Annotated in this window: 21 protein-coding genes and 2 pseudogenes; 17 read left to right on the top strand and 6 right to left on the bottom strand. The window is 53.8% G+C overall.

Going from position 1 to position 19,203, the window contains the following annotated elements:
• Positions 1–135 precede the first annotated feature (135 nt).
• Positions 136–399 (top strand): hypothetical protein, encoded by a 264-nt coding sequence (locus A7D21_RS06970; protein WP_053257068.1) that lies wholly within the window; start codon positions 136–138, stop codon positions 397–399.
• A 94-nt stretch (positions 400–493) separates the two neighbouring features.
• Entirely contained in the window at positions 494–775 is a 282-nt protein-coding gene (locus A7D21_RS06965) for a hypothetical protein (protein ID WP_069551330.1), read from the top strand.
• Between the two features lie 34 nt (positions 776–809).
• Here the strand turns inward: A7D21_RS06965 and A7D21_RS06960 are convergent, their stop codons facing one another.
• Complete coding sequence (locus tag A7D21_RS06960; protein WP_069551329.1) at positions 810–1,487, bottom strand: HAD-IA family hydrolase; 678 nt, start codon at positions 1,485–1,487, stop codon at positions 810–812.
• 220 nt (positions 1,488–1,707) lie between these two features.
• Between A7D21_RS06960 and A7D21_RS06955 the strand changes: the two are divergent.
• The 5 genes and pseudogenes from A7D21_RS06955 to A7D21_RS06935 all read left to right on the top strand — a co-directional run bounded on the left by A7D21_RS06955 (position 1,708) and on the right by A7D21_RS06935 (position 5,400).
• Positions 1,708–2,478, top strand: a pseudogene (locus A7D21_RS06955) (alpha/beta fold hydrolase).
• Positions 2,479–2,590: 112 nt separating this feature from the next.
• Positions 2,591–2,851 (top strand): DUF2790 domain-containing protein, encoded by a 261-nt coding sequence (locus A7D21_RS06950; RefSeq protein ID WP_053257071.1) that lies wholly within the window; start codon positions 2,591–2,593, stop codon positions 2,849–2,851.
• 42 nt (positions 2,852–2,893) lie between these two features.
• On the top strand, positions 2,894–3,565 hold the full coding sequence (locus tag A7D21_RS06945) for a heavy metal response regulator transcription factor (RefSeq protein ID WP_053257072.1): 672 nt from the start codon (positions 2,894–2,896) through the stop codon (positions 3,563–3,565).
• A complete protein-coding gene (locus tag A7D21_RS06940; RefSeq protein WP_053257073.1) occupies positions 3,562–4,962 on the top strand; it encodes a heavy metal sensor histidine kinase in 1,401 nt (466 codons plus the stop codon). Before A7D21_RS06945 ends, A7D21_RS06940 begins: the two co-directional genes overlap by 4 nt.
• A gap of 213 nt (positions 4,963–5,175) precedes the next feature.
• Positions 5,176–5,400: a hypothetical protein gene (locus tag A7D21_RS06935; RefSeq protein WP_053257074.1), complete on the top strand. Its 225-nt coding sequence runs from the start codon at positions 5,176–5,178 to the stop codon at positions 5,398–5,400.
• Positions 5,401–5,406: 6 nt separating this feature from the next.
• On the opposite strand, the gene pcp is transcribed toward A7D21_RS06935, so the two are convergent.
• From pcp to A7D21_RS06910, 5 genes and pseudogenes are all read right to left on the bottom strand, one after another.
• Entirely contained in the window at positions 5,407–6,048 is a 642-nt protein-coding gene (gene pcp / locus A7D21_RS06930; protein WP_069551328.1) for a pyroglutamyl-peptidase I, read from the bottom strand.
• 7 nt (positions 6,049–6,055) lie between these two features.
• Positions 6,056–7,006 (bottom strand): DUF979 domain-containing protein, encoded by a 951-nt coding sequence (locus tag A7D21_RS06925; RefSeq protein WP_053257076.1) that lies wholly within the window; start codon positions 7,004–7,006, stop codon positions 6,056–6,058.
• The gene (locus A7D21_RS06920) at positions 7,003–7,719 is read right to left on the bottom strand and encodes a DUF969 domain-containing protein (protein WP_069551390.1); all 717 of its coding nucleotides are present in this window, start codon (positions 7,717–7,719) and stop codon (positions 7,003–7,005) included. The genes A7D21_RS06925 and A7D21_RS06920 overlap by 4 nt, the downstream gene beginning before the upstream one ends.
• A 241-nt stretch (positions 7,720–7,960) precedes the next feature.
• Positions 7,961–8,386, bottom strand: coding sequence for a GNAT family N-acetyltransferase (locus A7D21_RS06915; RefSeq protein WP_069551327.1), 426 nt, complete (start codon positions 8,384–8,386; stop codon positions 7,961–7,963).
• 433 nt (positions 8,387–8,819) lie between these two features.
• Positions 8,820–9,845 (bottom strand): annotated as a pseudogene (locus A7D21_RS06910) (acyltransferase).
• A gap of 428 nt (positions 9,846–10,273) precedes the next feature.
• Here A7D21_RS06910 and A7D21_RS06905 point away from each other — a divergent pair.
• The 10 genes from A7D21_RS06905 to A7D21_RS06860 all read left to right on the top strand — a co-directional run bounded on the left by A7D21_RS06905 (position 10,274) and on the right by A7D21_RS06860 (position 18,209).
• The gene (locus tag A7D21_RS06905; RefSeq protein WP_069551325.1) at positions 10,274–11,230 is read left to right on the top strand and encodes a site-specific integrase; all 957 of its coding nucleotides are present in this window, start codon (positions 10,274–10,276) and stop codon (positions 11,228–11,230) included.
• Positions 11,231–12,143: 913 nt separating this feature from the next.
• Positions 12,144–12,374, top strand: coding sequence for a hypothetical protein (locus A7D21_RS06900; protein WP_069551324.1), 231 nt, complete (start codon positions 12,144–12,146; stop codon positions 12,372–12,374).
• A 126-nt stretch (positions 12,375–12,500) separates the two neighbouring features.
• Positions 12,501–13,007, top strand: coding sequence for a hypothetical protein (locus tag A7D21_RS06895; protein WP_069551323.1), 507 nt, complete (start codon positions 12,501–12,503; stop codon positions 13,005–13,007).
• A gap of 78 nt (positions 13,008–13,085) precedes the next feature.
• The gene (locus A7D21_RS06890; RefSeq protein WP_069551322.1) at positions 13,086–13,295 is read left to right on the top strand and encodes a hypothetical protein; all 210 of its coding nucleotides are present in this window, start codon (positions 13,086–13,088) and stop codon (positions 13,293–13,295) included.
• Positions 13,295–13,741, top strand: a complete 447-nt coding sequence (locus A7D21_RS06885; RefSeq protein ID WP_069551321.1) for a hypothetical protein — start codon at positions 13,295–13,297, stop codon at positions 13,739–13,741. The genes A7D21_RS06890 and A7D21_RS06885 overlap by 1 nt, the downstream gene beginning before the upstream one ends.
• A 6-nt stretch (positions 13,742–13,747) precedes the next feature.
• Positions 13,748–16,021 carry a hypothetical protein gene (locus A7D21_RS06880; protein ID WP_069551320.1) on the top strand — a complete coding sequence of 758 codons (2,274 nt, stop codon included), beginning with the start codon at positions 13,748–13,750 and terminating at the stop codon, positions 16,019–16,021.
• Positions 16,022–16,069: 48 nt separating this feature from the next.
• Entirely contained in the window at positions 16,070–16,423 is a 354-nt protein-coding gene (locus tag A7D21_RS06875) for a hypothetical protein (protein WP_069551319.1), read from the top strand.
• A gap of 28 nt (positions 16,424–16,451) precedes the next feature.
• A complete protein-coding gene (locus A7D21_RS06870; RefSeq protein WP_069551318.1) occupies positions 16,452–16,703 on the top strand; it encodes a hypothetical protein in 252 nt (83 codons plus the stop codon).
• A gap of 147 nt (positions 16,704–16,850) precedes the next feature.
• Positions 16,851–17,507: an NUMOD4 domain-containing protein gene (locus A7D21_RS06865; protein WP_069551317.1), complete on the top strand. Its 657-nt coding sequence runs from the start codon at positions 16,851–16,853 to the stop codon at positions 17,505–17,507.
• A 15-nt stretch (positions 17,508–17,522) separates the two neighbouring features.
• Positions 17,523–18,209, top strand: coding sequence for a hypothetical protein (locus A7D21_RS06860; protein WP_069551316.1), 687 nt, complete (start codon positions 17,523–17,525; stop codon positions 18,207–18,209).
• Positions 18,210–19,203: the final 994 nt, after the last annotated feature.

The following is a 19,203-nucleotide window of genomic DNA, read 5'->3' as shown; positions in this document are numbered from 1 at the left end:
GCGCGATCCGCGCGCTAGACGCGTTCAGCTTCGCTGCAAGATGAAACTGTCTTGGCGCCTGGAACTTGTTGCGTAATTCGCAGCCGAATCTCCTGATTATTATCCTGCCATCCGAGTGCGTTCAGGAGCACGTCGATGAGGCCAAACGCAAAGCAGCCACTGGTTTCCAAGTCCTGGGGAATAGCCCTGCTGATAGGGTTGGTCTTCGTGGCGCTGGGATATGGCGTGAGGTTTGAAATTGAAGCGATCAGCGACCCCAGCAAGCGTTCGTGGCTGGACCTGGCGCTCTTCTTGTCTGGCTACCTGTTTGCGTTCTGCCTCCAGCCCATCCAAAAAGCTGTTCTGCGCAAATTGTGCCAACGAGCCGCGCAACGTCCCACGCAGAAAACCGCCCGCTGAGGCTCGCTTGTCCGCTATCTGATCGCTGGTATTTACAGCCTTGCAGCAGGATCTATGCTTGGTCTTGCACGGTCAGTCAAAGGCGTTAAAGCAGATGGACAGCCTCAACAAATACCAAATCGAGTCGGCACTGGCGGCGCGCCTGCCCAGCTACAAGATTACCTGTACCTTGCACACTGACGGCACCCTGTCTGCCATCCTCAGTGGCCCGGAAACCGACCATTTCGCAATTACCGGAATCGTGCGCGCGAATTATCGCGGTGCCGAAGCGATTGCTCAGCTCGCCAATGAGATCCTCAGAGAGATGGTGATCTCACGCCAGGGAATGAGAAACAGCCGACTACAGGCCCCCCCTGATCAAACCTCTCGCAAATAAGGCCGAGACCGGAAACGGCTCGGCTTTTTTCATTTCAGTCCGCCAGGCCCTGCAAGCTCAGCAGGCCGTCAGTGTCGCGCTGGACCCGCAACTGCTCATAGTCCTGGATGGTGGCATGCGCAGTGGCCATGGGCTTCAGGTGCGTCGCGGTAACCACCATGACATCCGCGCCGGCCGCCACCCCGGCTCGAATACCCACGGTTGCATCCTCGAACACCAGGCACTCGCGCACCGGTACGCCCAAACGCTGCGCCCCCAGTACATAACAGGCGGGGTCAGGCTTACCGCTGGCAACGTCCTCAGCCGTTACCAAGACTGCCGGCGGTTCAATACCCGCAGCAGCCAAGCGGCGTAACGCCAGTTCCCTGGGTGCAGAGGTGACCAGCGCCCATTGATCGCCAGGCAGGCCGTTCAAAAAATCGACCGCGCCGCCAATCGCCACGACCCCCTCGACATCGTTGATTTCCGCCTCAGTGATCCACTGCGCTTCAACTTTGGGGTCCACACCTGGCAATGCTTGACGGGTGATGGTGTCGATGGCACGTGCGCCATGGATGGTGGTCAGGAAGGCCGCCACATCCAGCCCGTGGCGCTCAGCCCAAGTGCTCCATACACGCTCGGCGGCCGCGATAGAGTTGAGCAGCGTGCCGTCCATATCGAACAGGAACGCGCGGTAACGTTGGGCAAATACGGCAGAACCTCGGATGGACACGACGCGGATTCCTCTTGGATTTAACAAATAATCGACCCGATGCAATCTACGGGTCACCTCCTCGCTTGTAAACGCCAGCGCCGCGCCGCTAACCAAGCGATTGCATGACAGGTTTGTCATCAACCCGTAAGTCTTGTCAGCACCCTCACTTCATACAGTGGCGTCGTCAGTCACCCACATCGGGTGGCACAACTTCCCACTGAAGATGAAGGGCCGCACAATGAAACCTGCACGCAAACTCTGCCTGATTGCCGCCAGCCTGTTGATACTGGGTACCGGCACCGCCATGGCCGGCACCGTCGCACCGGTCAAAGCCGACAACGTGGTGCTGGTGCACGGTTCCTGGGCTGACGGCTCGAGCTGGTCAGACGTCATTACCCGCCTCCAGGCCGCCGGCCTGCACGTGACCGCCGTACAGAACCCGCTGACATCGGTTGCCGATGACGTCGCCGCGACCAATCGCGTACTCGACCAACAGAACGGCCCTACCGTGCTGGTCGGCCATTCTTACGCCGGTAGTGTGATCAGCGACGCCGGTGCGAACCCGCACGTCAGCGCCCTGGTGTATGTGGCAGCCCGTGCACCGGACGCCAACGAAGACTTCGTCGCCCTTTCCGCCAACTACCCGAGCATGCCCGTCCGCGCCGGTGTGGTTGAGCACGACGGCTACCTGACCCTGAACCAGGATGCCTTCCTGAAATACTTCGCCGCCGATGTGCCACGCGCCAAAGCGCTTGAGCTGTACGCCGTACAACAACCGATTGCCAAGAGCCTGTTCAGCGGCCGCACCGTCAATGCGGCCTGGCACACCAAGCCGTCCTAGTACGCCGTGTCGAGCAATGACCAGACCATCAACCCGGACCTGGAGCGATTCCTCGCCAAGCGCATGAACGCCACCACCATCGAGCTGCCGTCGAGCCACTTGTCGCTGGTGTCCCACGCCAAGGAAATCACTGACCTGATCCTCGAAGCGTCCGGCCGCCAGCCTTAAACCGTTCATTACGAACTTGTCATGATCCTGTTGGTTGGCTGTTTGAGCTGCCTGGTTACTGTGAACTCACTGCCAGCAGCGGGCAGCCAACCCTTTAAAGAGAGAGACCACCATGAAACTGTTTATCCTCGGCTTCAGCGCCCTACTTGCCACCGGCTCAGTGTTCGCGGCCGACACAACCCCCGCCACCAACGTGATCCACGACAAGACCGGCTTCTTCGTGCACCTGGATGTCGACAAAGTGCTGTCGAGCACCGACACCTACGGCCAGTGCGGTATCGTCCCCGCCCGCCTCGATTACCTGGACCATCAGGGTCGCGAACACGTGCTGGACTATCAGGTTCAAGGCATTGGCTGCGCCAGTGATAATTGATCGGGCTACACTTGCGCAACGCTTAGAACCAGGGCACTTCCCATGAACATCCTCGTAGTCGAAGACGAACCCAAGGCCGGCAATTACCTGCTCAACGGCCTGCAGGAACTGGGTTACTCGGTAAGCCTCGCCCGGGACGGCGTGGACGGCTTGCACCAGGCGCTGGAAACGCCGTTCGACGTAATCGTGCTGGATGTGATGATGCCAAAAATGGACGGCTGGGAAGTGCTGCGCCGCCTGCGCAAGGAGGCTGACACTCCGGTCCTGTTCCTGACCGCCCGCGATGACATTGCCGACCGTATCAAAGGCCTGGAACTGGGTGCTGATGATTACCTGATCAAGCCCTTTTCCTTCGCCGAGCTGGTCGCCCGGTTACGCACCCTGACCCGCCGCGGCCCCAGTCGCGAAGAAGAGCACCTGCACATTGCCGACCTGCAAATCGATGTACTGAAACGCCGGGTCACGCGTGCCGGTACACGCATTACCCTGACCAATAAGGAGTTCGCCCTGCTGCACCTGTTCGCCACCCACCAGGATCAGGTGCTGTCACGTTCGATGATCGCCTCGCGGGTCTGGGACATGAACTTCGACAGCGACACCAATGTGGTCGATGTCGCCGTACGACGCTTGCGCCTGAAAATCGATGACCCGTTCCAGCTCAAGTTAATTCACAGCGTGCGGGGCATTGGCTACCGCTTCGACATACAGCCATGAACCACCGCCGCCACTACTCGCTGACTCTGCGCCTGGCGCTGATCTTCGCTTTGCTCGCCTTCGCCCTGCTGGCCACCCTGGGCGTTGCGCTGTATCGCGAACTTGAGCGTGAACTGGTCAAGCGCGACGATGCCGCCCTGATCTATCGCGCCGACCAGTTACGCAACCTGCTCAACGACAGCAATACCCTGGACCTGATCAAGACCAAGCCAGAGCTGTTCAAGAACATGCTGGGCAACAGCGAGTCGGTGCTGAGCATCGCGGCGCCGGGGCAAAAGCCGTTGCTGTTGGTTAACCCGGGCAACATTGAAATGCCGTCCGTAGTTCCCGTCCCCAAAGACCACGAGCTGGGCTTTTCCGACGTGCACCATTTGCCCGGTGTGAATGGCGTGCCTTTCGCCACCGTAGCTGCATCCATCGACTCCGGAGACCTCGGCAGCCTGCAAGTCACCACCGGGCGCCTGATGACTGAACGCACCGCCATGCTCGCCAGCTATCGCCTGAGTGTGTTTGTCCTGGCAACCATTGCAGCGATCATCCTCGCCTTGGTGGGTTACCTGCTGGTGTACCGCGGGCTTTTGCCGTTGCGGCGTCTGGCCACGCACACCCAAGGCATCGGCGTGGGCAACCTGGCCGAGCGACTCGACAGCCACGGCGCACCGAAAGAGCTGCTGCCGATGATCGACGCCTTCAACACCATGCTGGAGCGACTGGCCAAAGGCTTCGTGCAACTGGGCCAGGTGTCCACCGACATGGCCCACGAACTGCGTACGCCGATCAACAACCTGCTGGGCGAAACGCAAGTCGCGCTGCAACAGAGCCGCAGCATCGAAAGCTACCAGCAACTGCTGGCCTCCAATGTCGAAGAACTCGAACGCCTGGCGCGGATGCTCGACAACATGCTGTTCCTCGCCCGCACCGACCCGGCCAGCGCCCTGCGCCAGCGCCAGGCGCTGAGTGCAGCGGATGAAGTGGAGCGTATGGCTGACTACTTCGAAGGGTTGGCGAGCGACGTGGGTATCAGCATTCTCGCCGAGGGTGACGGTGTGATCTGGGCTGAACCGATGCTACTGCGTCGTGCACTGGCCAATCTGTGTGCAAACGCTATCAAGTACGGCGCCCCGCGTTCGGACCTGCTGATTCAGGCGGTTCCGAATACCGATGGCATCAACCTGCGGGTCAGCAACCGGGGTGAAACCATCCCTGCCGAGCATTTGCCGCGCCTGTTCGAACGGTTTTACCGAGTGGATGAGTCGCGGGAGCGCTCGGCCCAGTCCAATGGGTTGGGGCTATCGATTGTGGCGACGATCATGCTCCTGCATAACGGTCGCTACAGCGTTACCAGTGATGCAGGGCTGACGTGTTTTGAGCTGTTCTTTCCAAAGCGGGAAGCCTGATACCCCAGGCCAGAACCCTGGTGGTATTTTGCAAAAATTTGTCGCTCACGGCCGGCCCAAACTCGCACTAATCTTCGTTCCCAGGCGCTCTCTCATTTCAACTAAAAAAGGGGTCACACGTTGGAGAAAAAACAGTATCGGCTTGGTTGGGCGAACACGCTGAACATCCCGGTTCAAGGTCGAGCCGGTGGGGGTAATGACGGAGGTTCGGGTATGGAAAAACGCTTGGGTTTACTGGAAAAAGGGCTGGCTGAAATGAAAGAGAAGCTATTCGCCGTTTCGAGCAGGGCAGACTCCATGGAAAAGCACTTCGCCACCAAGGCGGACCTGGCGACCACGGAGCTGAATCTCATCAAATGGTACGTCGCCACCGCGTTCGCAATGACCGGGCTCGCGTGCGCCATTACCTTCGGCCTGACCCGACTGTTGAACGGCTAAGACAGATCAACTGATCTGCCCACCGCTTTGTACCGTATCAACCTCAGTGCTCCACGCCACACGCACCGCTTCGCGCAGCCCCTCGACTGTTGTCACCAGCGGCATTGACGCCTGCCCAGTATCAGCGACCTGCTCCGGCAGGTTGGGCACATGGATAAATCCGCTGCGAACGTCCGTACCGACCAGCGCGTGCTGCAACAGGTAAAACACCTGATTACACACAAACGTGCCAGCGGTCTGCGAAACCGACGCCGCAACCCCAGCGTCGCGCAATGCCTTGACCATAGCCTTGATCGGCAGCGTGCTGAAGTAGGCGGCCGGCCCGCCAACCACCACCGCCGTATCGATAGGTTGCTCGCCCAGATTATCGGGGATGCGTGCATCGTTGACGTTGATCGCCACCCGCTCGATGGAGATATCACTACGCCCAGGCCCAAGACCCGTGGCAATCACCATCGCCGGGCGCAGCTCGGCGATCAGCCCCGTCAGGCACTTCCCTACCGTGGAAAACGCACAGGGCAGGCGGCGCGCAGCAATCTGCACACCCTCGGCCAATTGCACGCCATCCAACTGTCGCACGGCCTCCCAGGACGGGTTGACCGGGTCTTGATCAAAGGGCTCGAAGCCCATCAGCAGTACAGTTTGCATCTTGGCCTCACATCAACAGGTAGAGCAGGACAATATTGACGACCAGCATCATTAACGCGGTCGGCAGTTGCGCCTTGATCACCGCGTTCTTGTCCGGCAACTCCAGCAACGCTGCCGGCACAATATTGAAGTTGGCCGCCATGGGGGTCATCAGCGTACCGCAATAGCCGGAGAACATACCGATCGCCGCCATCACCGCCGGGTTACCGCCATAAATACCCACCAGTACCGGCACGCCAACACCGCCGGTCATGACCGGGAAAGCCGCAAAGCCATTGCCCATGATAACGGTGAACAGGGCCATGCCCAGTACATACACCATCACCGCCACCAGCTTGAAATCCAGGTTGATGTAGGTGGTAGTCACATGCGCAACCGCCGTGCCGACCCCGGCTTCATTGAATAAGAGCCCAAGCATCGCCAGCATCTGCGGGAGCACCATGGCCCAGCCCAAGGCTTCGGTCAGGCGCCGGGATTCACGCAAGGCTTGCACCGGCGTATCGCGAGTCAACCAACAGGCCAGACCGAGGGCGATCAGGCAACCGACACCGAGGGATACAAAGGTGGTGTTTTTCGGGTCCAGCAGTGGCACGCCACCGATTTCGGTGTGCTTGAGCAATACCGAACCAATCACGGTCGTCAGGGGAATGGCCAACGCCGGGATAAACAGCTTGTGGCCCAGTCGACCGGCACTGGCACGGGCAGACTTGTCATGCAACTCGGTATGTGTGCCTCGACCGACGCCACCGAAACCTGCGATCAACGCCATCACTACCACGCCAACGCCAATGAGCACCGGCGGCAAGCGCTCCCCGACCAGGAACGGCATGGCGAACAGCAACCAGAATACGGCGCTGGACCAGCGCTTGGGATGGCTTCGATCCAACAGGATCATGCCTGCGGTAATCAGCAACAAAATGCCGGCAAGCCAGTACAGGTATTCAATCGAGATGATCATTGCGCAGCCTCCACAGGTGTGGCGACGGGCGTCATCTCGCGGGTGAGTCTGCGGTCAAACCGGTGCAGGCGAATCGCATGAATGATAAAGGCACAAATCGCTGTCGGGATGCCCCACACGGCAATGTGCAGCGGCTCCACATCGATGCCCGAACCGAGCAGAAAGGTATGCATCAGCGCAATCGCACCAAAGGCGACAAAGATGTCTTCACCGAAAAACAGCCCGACGTTATCGGTTGCCGCACACATGGCCAGCACCTTGTGGCGCAGCTTGTCCGGCAGCTTGCCATAACGTTTTTCGGCGGCGCCCTCGGCCATCGGCGCCAGCAGCGGTCGCACCATTTGCGGATGCCCACCCAAGCTGGTAAGCCCCATCGCTGCCGTTGACTCGCGCACAAACAGATAGATGATCAACAAGCGCCCGACGGTGGCGCGCTCAAAACGAGCGATCCAGTTCTGCGCGTGCAGGCGTAAACCATGGCGCTCCAATAGACCAATAACGGCCAGGGGCAATAACAAGATCAGTTGCAGGGCGCGGGTTTGAAGGAATCCTTCGCCCATGCTGGCGAGAATTCTTTCCAACGGAAAGTGGGCGGCAAGCCCGGTCGCGATGGAGGCGGCGGTGACCACCAACAGCGGATTGAAACGCAAGACGAAGCCAACCACGATGACAAGTACGCCGATCAACGGCCATAGGTTCACAACAGTTTGCATGACGATGAGGTCCTTGAATGCGCGCTGCGGCGCCATTACAGCAGGATGTGAACAAAGGGTTCACAGCATGAAAGTAGCGTGCAGCCCGGCGCGGTTTTTATTGTTGACCTGGAAGGTCGAGCGTCAGTGGCGGCAACTGTGCTGCTTGGGGGCGGGGGGTGTCCAACAAGAAAAATTGTTGCTGCAAACCAATAAATTTTGTGGGTGATTGGCGCCAGATGATCCGGCGCCGTGCAAGGATTCAGCCCAGGCGTTTTTGAAAAAAGTGCCGTTGATGGCCCGGCGGATAATCAGCGATATGGCCAAACTCACTGAAGCCCAGCTTGCGATAAAAATCCGGCGCCTGGAAGCTGAAGGTGTCCAGCCAGATCCCGGCGCAGCCGCGTTCACGCGCCAACTCTTCAGCGGCGCCCATCAAACGCGTGCCGGTTCCCTGAGTACGCATCGAGTGCGGAACACTCAAGAGTTCAACGAACAACCATCCGTAGGAAATCTTCCCATATAGGCCGCCCACCACCTCCTGAGAAGTGGGATCACGTAGCAATATGCCGACGGTTTCAAATGCCATTTCGCCGGTATGGCTGAGGTTATAGGCCCTCAGCGGTTTGAGGATGGCCTCACGCTCCTGCGCTGTTACATCGAACGACACTTCCATTGCCAATTTCATCGTTTGCTCCCAGGGCTGAATCAATCATCCGCCAGTATGCCGGGTCACTGCGGCTTACGCAGCGCCTCATAACCGGGGCAGATGTCTGAGGCCCCAAACCAACACGCCCAGCCCTGCGCCCGCCCATTTGAAAGCGCGGTATTGATCCACCCAGATCAGCCCCACAGCGAAATCCTGTTACAGGCCTATACTCAATAATGCGGTGGAGCGTATTGCGCACCGCACACGATACTGTTGCCACCAAAGAGGGTAGCCACTATGTACGCAGGACAAATGGGTATGCCAACAACGAATGGTGAAATACGCTGCCAGTTGGTGGTTCAAATCATCTGCCTGTTATCGGTTGCTACGCTGTTCTGCTGATCAATCAGTCACACCGGCCTTCAACATCTGTCGCTGCCCCCCATGCGGCCCGCCCCTTAGCGCTCGACACTTAAATAACATGCCTGAAGGGCTTGAACTGGCGGGCAATAACTATAGGCGCCAGCGTAATGCTGAAGACAGCGAACACCAGCGCAGGAATAACCCAGAGCATGGAATGGCCTTCAATGAAGGGGCCGTAAATAATACTCAGCCTGTTCATTATAAAAATATGCAAGCAGTACACACCCAGGGTACAGCCTGCCAGCACATTTAATATTTTAGCGTATCTGGACAGCCGCGACCCCAGACTAATAAACAGCCGAAACCCGAAAACCGCGCCGGCCACAACAAATGGCGAAAGATAAGAAAAAAACAGCTGATTGGGCGTGCCGTCTCGCAGCGATAACCAATAGGTCGCCAGCGCGGTGCACGCCGCGCTCGTGATAAAACCTGCAGCATCCGCCACAAGCGATGGCTTCGCCTGCGTTTTGATCCGGTCAAACACGTAAGCCCCAAGAAACACAAACCCACTTAAACCGACAAACGATGAAAGCCCGTACACCGTGGCAAGGTCACCCCCAGCCGGATAAAAATAAGACACTAATGGAATAATGCAGGCTACAACGAACCAGAGAGCGAGATAGGTAATCTTTTCCGCCTCTGTAGAATGTCGATAAATCTTCGACATAAATGGAATAAACAGATAAATCCCTACCAAGGCATACAGGTACCACAGGTGAAAATAGGCCGGCCCCTTGACCACGGAAAACAGTGAGGCACTTAACCCACTGTAATCGCCACTCAACCTGGCCTTCCACAGCACGTAGAACACCGACCAAAATATCAACGGAGGGAAGATGCGTAAAAATCGTTTGGTGTAAAACTGCCTTACGCCTTCTTAGCTGCCCAGCAACAGTGCACCTGACAACATCAAAAAAAGTGGGACACACGCCCGAACCAGTGAGTCGTACGCATTAAAATAAACCCAGTCATGACTGAATTCGGCAACGCCCGTGGCGGACACATGAAGAACAAAGACCATTAAGCACGCGACGATTCGCGTGAAATCCAATCCAACACTTAGGTCTTTTCTCATTGCTCCCTTCGAGCGCCTATCACGCGACATTTGATTTTATTTTATCTCGCAGCCTTATCCTTAAGGCTGACATCACCAAAACATTCGTTATAACAGTAGCGTGAAAAGCGCCCGTACGGGTATAGGCTATAGTGTGTCGACCCCTTTCAACTCTGCGTTGATTGCCCTCACGCCAGCTTGAAGCAATGCTGTTCAACACTGCACGCCAGAGCCCAAACGGGAGGCCGACTCAAATCGCAGGCAACAAAAAAGGGCCCACCTTTCGGTGAGCCCTTCTAGACCGCCCAGCAGAGCGGATTTTGTTTGGTAGGCGCGATTGGACTCGAACCAACGACCCCCACCATGTCAAGGTCTGCTAGGAGCAGGCTCCTACCCCTGCTGCTCTTGGACTTCACAGAACGCCCATTCACATCTATGAGGCGTCAACAATGGCAAATTTCCGCTTACTTCCGTCCGGCAACTGGAATGCTCAGGTACGGGTTAAAGGCAAATCTCCCCAGTCGAAAACCTTCAGCACCAAGGCCGACGCAGAGTCATGGGCGAAACAAATCGAAGCCGTGACATTGGATCGCAAGCACCACACCATTTATACGTTGGGCATGACGTATTGCGAAACGATGCTCAAGGGGAAAGGCAGCTACGACCACGCACTGAAGATCGTGGAGCATCTGGGCAGGCATTTCACCCAGCCTATTCATGAAATCACGCCGCAGATGATCAATGACTTCAAGATCATGCGATTGAAGAAGGTCAAGCCGTCCACGTGCAGAACGCAGCTTGCATTCATGTCACGCTTTTACCGATTCGCCAAACGTGGGTTGTTGATCGACATTCATAACCCTGTCAGTGATATCGCACTTCCAAAGCCTGACCGGTCCTCTGACAAGGTAATCCGTGCAAGTGAGCTTGAGCGGCTGCTGGCGAAGCTCTCTCCAACCATGAAGCTCATTGTGGAACTGGCATACGAAACTGCGATGCGGCGATCCGAAATCCTGAGACTGACCAAAGACTGCCTGCACCTCAAGGATCGCATTGCCGATGTGATCGACGGGAAGAACGGTACACGATCAGTTCCCCTCACCCACCGAGCCGTTGAGATTCTGGAACTAGCCCAGCTGTGTGCCACGGTTGAACGCTACTCACACGGCATACTCTTCAATGTCACTCCACACGCAGTATCACAGGCTGTGCGTCTGGCACGTGTAAAGGCCGGACTTGATAGCAGCGTCAGGCTGCACCAACTCAGGCACACGCGCATCACCAACGTAGCGAAGAAAGGATTCAACAATGCTCAGATCATGATCGTTTCAGGGCACAGGGATACTCGATCCGTCGCACGTTACTCACACCTCAACGTCCGAGACGTACTGCACCTCATCGACTGATGCACCAATGACCAGCTGGAGGCGGTGAAGCGGTACCACCGACCTCCACTCTCCTTCCTCTATAAGAATGCCTAACGGTGCCTACATCCCACCCGGCAGGGGCACCATATCCAAACCTGCCTGGACAATCTGAAACCGGCAAAAGAGGACAAAGTCAACACTTGGCACGAATAATGCTTGACAAACTCAAATCTTCCTATATACTAATCATATAGAGGACATGAAAGTTTTCTGTCTATTTCTGTCTTAACTACGTCCAGTGGTTAAGCCGCCCATGTAATTCCTTCATGGGCACTTCTTATAAGAATTCCATTCCAAGATGGATTCCTCAGCGTCTACCGACGCAATTGCCAACTCTCTTTAGATTGGGAGTTTCAAAGTTCTCGTTGGTGAACGGCACTACCAACAAACTTATTCTAAGACTGCCGCCTACAGGCGCTTAATCGAGCCAGTTATGCTTCTGACTTGATTATCGCAATAGGCAACTATTTGTGTGGTGAAACCGTCATGAGAATGACAACAAGACTACGGGCCAGCGGTGGCCCTTTTCTTGATCTTTGCCATGCCCGCGTAACAACAATCTAACCAACTTCACAAAGGAGGCCAGACCTCACATGAAAATTACCAGACCTTGTGTAGAGTGTGGAACTCCGTTCATTACTACGCTTTGCACCGCTCGATACTGCTGCGGCAGTTGCCGAGTCAAAGCCAATCGAAGAAAAAACAAGGAGAAAGCAAGCCATGCCAATGAAGACTGAAATCTGTAACTACTGCCTAAGAAGCTATACAGGTTATACGTGCCGTTCGAAATATTGTTCTGAAGGCTGTCGAAAAGCAGCAGCACGACTTCGACAACGACAACAAGACAACCCCGCTAATCAACCATCACAACACTACCAGCAAGGAACCTCTCATGATCCACATCAAAAATCTAGTTCTAAATATCAACATTGAAGCCCCTATATCCATCTTAGGTAAGACCAGCGAACAACAGTCAGATGAGTACAGGAAACGAATTCAAGTCGAAGATGATATGAAAGCCAATATCATCAGCCGAGTGATTTACAGGCAGCGCCTCGCTGACTGGGCACGTAGTCGCTTTGGTGATGACGTTGCTAACACCATTCTAGGCGGTGGCTATTAATGTTGATGATTCCAGCCTGTGCAACCCTTGTCCTGTGCATCGCATCAGGATTTATCGGGTACGGATTTACCGCCCTGATCGCAGTTTTCAAACCACACCACACTACAAACCAATAGGAGATAACATATGACAAGTTTCAAGCAAGACCATCTGAACAATCTGAAGAGTAATGCTGAATACGCTTACAAGGTAGGCGCTGTAATGGAATCCACATTAGGAGAAGATAACGTTGCAACTATCAGTTTCGTAGCGGGCGCTGTTGGATCTGCCCTAGATCGCTTCCAGGGAATGGTACTTTCAGGCTGGCGAAAAAACGTTAACCACGAACCCACCATGTATCCGAACGGCGTAGGGTTCATCTTTCATATGACGAAACCAGATGAGCAACAAGCTGCTGAACTGAGAGTTATTATGGAGAAACTAGAGTCCGAATACAAAGCCAATTGTGAAGCCGCTGACAAAGCAGCAATTGAAGCGGAGGAAGCCCGCACCCTTGCTGAAGTTACTGCAACTGTTGACGCTGAGATCGAAAAAGAGCGCCAGGTCCGTATTGAAGCAGCAGCAGCCGAGCGAATGGCTCGAATCCTTGAAAGGACTCCAGCCAAACCAGCGACAAAGCGAGTCACTAAGTAACAACCCTCGGGGCGCTAAGCCCCCCAATAACTTACCGCACCTCACCACACTACACCTATTTTTACAGGAGCCATTCCCGTGCAAGAGATTTATCTAAAGCAACAACAAGCCGAACTGCTGTCTTATATTTTCGCACTTTGCTCTGACAACCCAGACGAGCGGTTAATTGCAGAACTAGGAGCCTTTGAACTTATGCGAGAACTAGAGGATAGCACGCTGAATCTTGCCACTGAGTTCTATTCAGTCCTAAAAAACAAAACCAATTCTTACACACAAGGAGTTCATTAATGTCAACCATCCACCGAAGACAAGCACCACGTCATTTGGCAGCACTCTTTGAAACTGGGACTCAGTACAGTATCTATATCGTCGGCCCAAGAGTCAACGTGTTGAAGTTCACTCGATTCCTGCCGCGCTTCCTGAAACAACGAATGGAGATGCGCCCTAAGTACCATCTCTTTTGGTTCGCAACTACAGCAGGTCTGTGCGTTGCCATTAGTTCCAACATGGCAGTACGTCGCATAATTGACGACTTCTTCAAAGAAGCGGTAAAACTTCGTTACGTCGAAGGCGCACATCAAATGTACCTGGGCGGCAATAAAACCAAACTAACTACTACGCTTGGAGCGTTCTTACTCCAATATCAATCGCAGAAAGGTATTCGAACACTAGGCGGAAGCGTTATAAGCCCTTCAGCAGATCAGGCAGCAGCACGTATGCTTGCAGCAAGGTAGCCCTAAATGAGTATTCAAGAAGAAATCGCACGTCTAACAGGCAAGCTAGTATTCGATGTTAACACCGCCCCGCTACAACGCTTCCAAGCCTTGATGAATCGCACTACGCAACAAATGTCAAAACTGGGAGTGGAATATAGCAGGCTAGCCGCCTCTATCAGCAAGCCACTCAAGATGAACATTGATACATCGGCTATTGACAAAGCCAAGGCAAGACTAGATGCCGTAAGAAATCGAGAACTGCGTGGCGAAGTGGCACTGGCAAACCAGAAGAGATTAAGCTTCACGCACGAGCTTTCCCAACAAAAGCTTACTTACTCTGGAACCAAGGAACAGCAGAGTCTTGTATCTAGCCTTGTTAAGGGCCAACAGGAAGGCGCCGTAGTTGCTGCTAAAGCTCATGCAGCACAGATGAAGGCTGCTGGAGTTACAAGGCAACAGCTCGCATCTCAGGACGCTTTAACAGCATCCTTGACCAAGCAAGCACGGCTTGAAGCAATCGTAGCTAAGGCTCGTGCTGTCGCCCGTAAGGCCGATGACAATCATCTGATGACGATGAATAAGACGCAGCGTATCCAAGAGCAAATTAGCCGAGCGGCAGACGCGGCAAATCGACAAGTAATCAAGCACACCGCTCAAATGGAATCACTCAAGAGAGCAGAAGCTCGGAAAACAACAGGGGAAGCACAACGCGACCAGCGTTATCAGTGGGCACAGCAACGCCAGCAGGTTTGGCAAGCCAACAGAGACGCCCCCACTCGCTCCGGTGGTTTTGGAGGAATGGGTGGTCTGCTAGCGTTAGGTGGTATTGGCGCCGCTATCGCTGGTCTAACCCGCGCTGTAGGCATGATCGGAGATCGAGTCCAGGCTAGACAAGAAGGCGCTAGCGAAGCAGAGCAATATACAAACTTATTCAAACAAATCGGTGGCGGCAATCAGCAAACTGTAGATAAGTTTCGATCTGGATATGAAAAAAGCTCGATGGCAAACGGTACGCTCGTTGATTTAGACAGTGCAAAGATGTTTCGTACTTTCGCCATCTCTGAGAAGCAACGCGGCACAAGCGTTGAAGAAATTTTGAAGAAGTTTGAAATTCAGCAGCAGGCATACCGTATTGCAGGGCTAACCCCAGAAGAAATCAAGCGAAGTAACATCCAACAGCAACAAATTCGCGGCAAGGGTTATGGAGATACAGAAGACCTTAACACCATGACCGAGGCAAATCCCTTACTTCGGCCGTATCTGATGAAAGCATGGGCCGAGGCGACAAAGTTCAAAGATGCAACCAACCCTAAGAAGCTGGAATCAGCTTTTATGGCGGCACTACCCAAGCGCGGACTTACAAGGGACATCCTGGATCGAGGGCAACAACTCTTAGTTGAAGACAACAAACCAACACTTGAACTACAGCAAAAGTCCATCCAAGCAAATCAGGCTAGGAATGATAGCCAAGCTTACTTAGCCATGAACCGCCTTAACAGCCAAGCAGAACTTATAGACTCAGTCAACAGCAACATCAAAGCTCACCAAGAACTTGCAGAAGCAATGCAACCTGTTAAAGCTGGGATGCGTGACCTAGATACAGCATTGACTAAATTGATGGCTGGCAGCATCCGCGAGATACTCGGCAAGAATGCAGATGGCACAGATAAAACGCCCGAAGAACGAGCCCAGCAATTGGGTACGGCTGGTGGTGCGGACGGAATCATTACTCTACCCAACACGAACGCTCAGCCACGGACCACCCAGCAAACTCTTGACGCCCAAGCAAACGATCCAATTAATAAACTTTGGAACTGGCTAGGCGTTGGCAAAGACGCAAAACTTGCTGCCGACGAGAACCGTGCCCGCTGGAAAAATGCCAATGCCAGTAGCACTGGGGATATCTGGGACGACACTCTTGGAATGGACCAATCAACCATGCCAGGCTTCTTACCACAGTTTGAATTCAACGTAGATGCACTTACGGAACGCTTTGGATCACTTGAACGCCAACAAGCAGCAGCGGAGCGAGGGGCTACGGGTTCGTGGGGTGGGGCTGGAGCATCAGGCTCTTGGAACGAGCCAGTTACAAACAACATTGCACCGGTAGTAAATATTGAAGGCGACAATATCAATATCGAACTTCACGGAGCTTCAGAAGAAGATCGTGCAAAAGCGATGACAGAACTACAACAAGTCTTAGACAAACGTGATGAAAAGCTCCCAGAGCAGATTAACCGCGCTTTGAGCGAAATCATTATGAACGCACGCACAATGCAATCTGAAGTCCGCAAGTAAGTATAGGGACTTATCATAGTCCCTTCCTACCCCAAAGGAGACAACCGTATGGCTGACATGAAGATCGGCATGGGTTGGCTCGGAACCATCTTTTTCTTAATCGCCTTAACCTTCGGATTCACCCTTTTCAATACTTCACTGATATTCAACGGTGACGCCAAGACTCTAAACGAATCCACAAGCTACACGGACCGGAGGATGCTTGAGCAAAAAGTGTATGTTGACAAACGCACACTTGACCTCCGCGAAGAATACCTAGGCATCGCTCGACAGCAAGCAACCTCCAATCGCTACCTGATCCTCTTAACTTGCACAGCCAGGAAGACCATGAGCGAATGCAAGCAAGAACAAGAAGAACTCGACCAACTCCAACACGACAACCTGCAACTACATAACGAATAACCCACAACAAAAGGAATTAACTCAACAGATGACGGAACGTAAGGCCAAGCCAATATTAAAACTAAAAATGAAAGCTGCCCCCACCGAAACCACGACAGCGATAGAAACCACTCCACTCGAAACTACTGACTATGAAACCCCTGTATCCGCTTTGGCGGACACAGGGCCCTATGATGATAGCCATATTAGTTTTAGCGCGAATAGAAAGCAGCGACGCAGCGACAAGCAACGCAAAGATAGGAAGCGGGATAAGCACGCCTATCTTGACAATTACAACTAGCAGCACTCCCCGGAACCAATCGCACATCAACTAAAGTCACGCCCCGTGACTATCCTATTGGCAATACCCCTCGACCTTTCCCACATCACACAAAGCCCGTGGCACGTCCTCGTATTGCCTTCTAAACCGCATAGAAGGAAGCAAATAATGCAACGCTTTAACAATCCGGCAACTGACAGCAACTCTCTCCACCCCTCTGACCTTTACTTCACACTTGAGCATATAAAGTGCATTACTGGGAATGAACGCTGGAGAACCATTCCAGACTTCACCAGATACGAAGCTTCAACATCTGGTCGTATCCGAGATATGTACACCAGTGAAATCGTCCAACAAAACTTCAATCCCACACAGCAGTACTATCGCGTAACTCTTACAGGCGATGATGGCAAACGTGGAAACCAGTTTGTTCACAGAATGGTAGCCAAAGCCTTTTCTAGATGCTCGCTAAGTAAGGGCGATGGCTGGGTTATTGATCACATAAATCATAACGGTGAAGACAACAGACCTTGCAACCTGCGTGCAATATCCTCCGCAGCCAACGCGAGCAACAAACGTAACCAAGACAGATACGAATACGAAGAACAACTACTGCCCTTGGCTCTGATTTTCGCTCAACGTTATGGCGTCCGTATCACCCGCAACGGAAAAAACCTCCCCGCTTACATTCGTGTTAGCCGTCTCTTGAAAGAGGATCACACCCTCGATTATGCGCTACTAAGTACAGAGGCAAAGTACGGACTCCCTCAGTTCACACACCCCAGCTTTCTCATTGAATCTTTTCCGCTCCAACTCGCAGCCTAACAGGACGGCCCGCACATGAACGCTACATACCAAACTATCAAAATCGAAGCAGACCTTACTACCGGAGAACTTCTTGAAGTGGCTCGCACTTACACAATTACTCCGCTCACAATTTCAGCAGACAAGTACGAGCAACTGACAACAACACAGAAGCCTGTACAAACGCCATTGAGCCTAGAGCATACGCAAGACGCCCTGCGACTCAAGGTTGCCACCAACGACGCTCATATCAAAGCCCAGGAACTGTCAGGAAGTGATGTAGTGGCTCTTCCGGTGAAGCGCGTCACCCGCCCTAAGAAGATCACCATCAACGACATCGCCAAGCACGTCATGTTGGCAGACGTACAGGAAGAGTCGAGCAATGGTAGCCCCCATCAAAACTGGGTTGAAGATTACGTCATGGGAGCTTGCTATACCGTTGCCGGTGCCAACAAGGGCAAGCTCAACGTGAACCCTGCTCACATCTTCACAGCGGTCAAGATGGATGTGATCAGTACGGAGTCTGTACGCGCTACATTCAGGAACTCCAAAGGCGAACCACTCGGGAAAACTCAAGTGTCCCTGATCGCTCAGTGTGCAAGGTTCGCCCTGACTGGGATGCAGATGCACCTTGATCGGAACCCCACCCTGTACGACGCCTTACAGACCGAAGTGGACTTCATCACGGCGTACTACGAGCAGGGGCAGGCCATCGCCGCATGAGCCTGCAAGATCCCTGTAGTTAGCAAGGGAACCCTATTAAGGTCGAAAGCCCTTACGGACATTCGAACCCACAATACCGCTGCATTCGAATCTCAGAGATATTCCGGGACTATAAAGGCGACAGCCTTGGAAGGTAACACGGACAAAAAAGATATTCCGGGACTATATAGAGACGGCAACGTCTCAGTGTTAGCACGAAACAAGGCGTAAGCCTTCAGCTGATCTATCTAGGGTGGTTTGCTGATGGATTTATTAATCCATCCATCAGCCCAAAACGAGTATTCTGCTTTGAACGTCCGTTCAAGGTTTAGCACATTGATGCCGAGCATCAGATTATGCCCATCCTCGATTTCAATCCTACGGAAAGCGGTAGCTTTCAATTCTATCTCTCTCAAGCCAGCTTGAGATTAGCAACACCTTCTTTCTAGGGCTCTTCACTTCGTTCATCAATGAGCCCTCACCTACGTCAGTGGTATCAGATAGCAATGTGCGACATTGCAGCGTCCCACGTTCAAAGCTTCGCTTTACGTTCAAGCGACAATAGGCAGGGTTTCGGGCTTCGCTCGATCCTCTATCTATTATGCGACCGCGTTGATTTTCAAGGTAGGCGCCCATGAATGCGGACTCCAGACGAAAGCTCACGCTTTCCAGCAGGAGCCAGAGCCAAGGGCGATAATCTACAACCGTTCCGCTGTCGCTTCACTGGGGCGTTTCACTGCGTGAACATCCCGCGGATGGCCCCTTATAGATTATGCGACCGTGTTGATTTGGAGCTATCCAAGGTGATCCACCCGGACGCTAATAACCTGATTACAACCTGATCCCGCCCAAGACGTCTCCCTCCTCCGCCATGGTTTACCGCTGCGACTATGTGCCATCTGTGAAGTGAAACCCAGCGTTCGTTGGGGCTGAATGCCTTTGTGCTAAGCCGGGGCGTTCCGCCCACGCCAATAATCGTTTTTGTGCAAAACCGTCAAACTTGAGTTGCCCACAT

Source organism: Pseudomonas sp. AP19, from assembly GCF_001728855.1.
GTDB classification, from domain to species: domain Bacteria; phylum Pseudomonadota; class Gammaproteobacteria; order Pseudomonadales; family Pseudomonadaceae; genus Aquipseudomonas; species Aquipseudomonas fluorescens.
The sequence above is the reverse complement of the archived record's forward strand: the minus strand, read 5'-3'. Positions and strand labels throughout refer to the sequence as shown.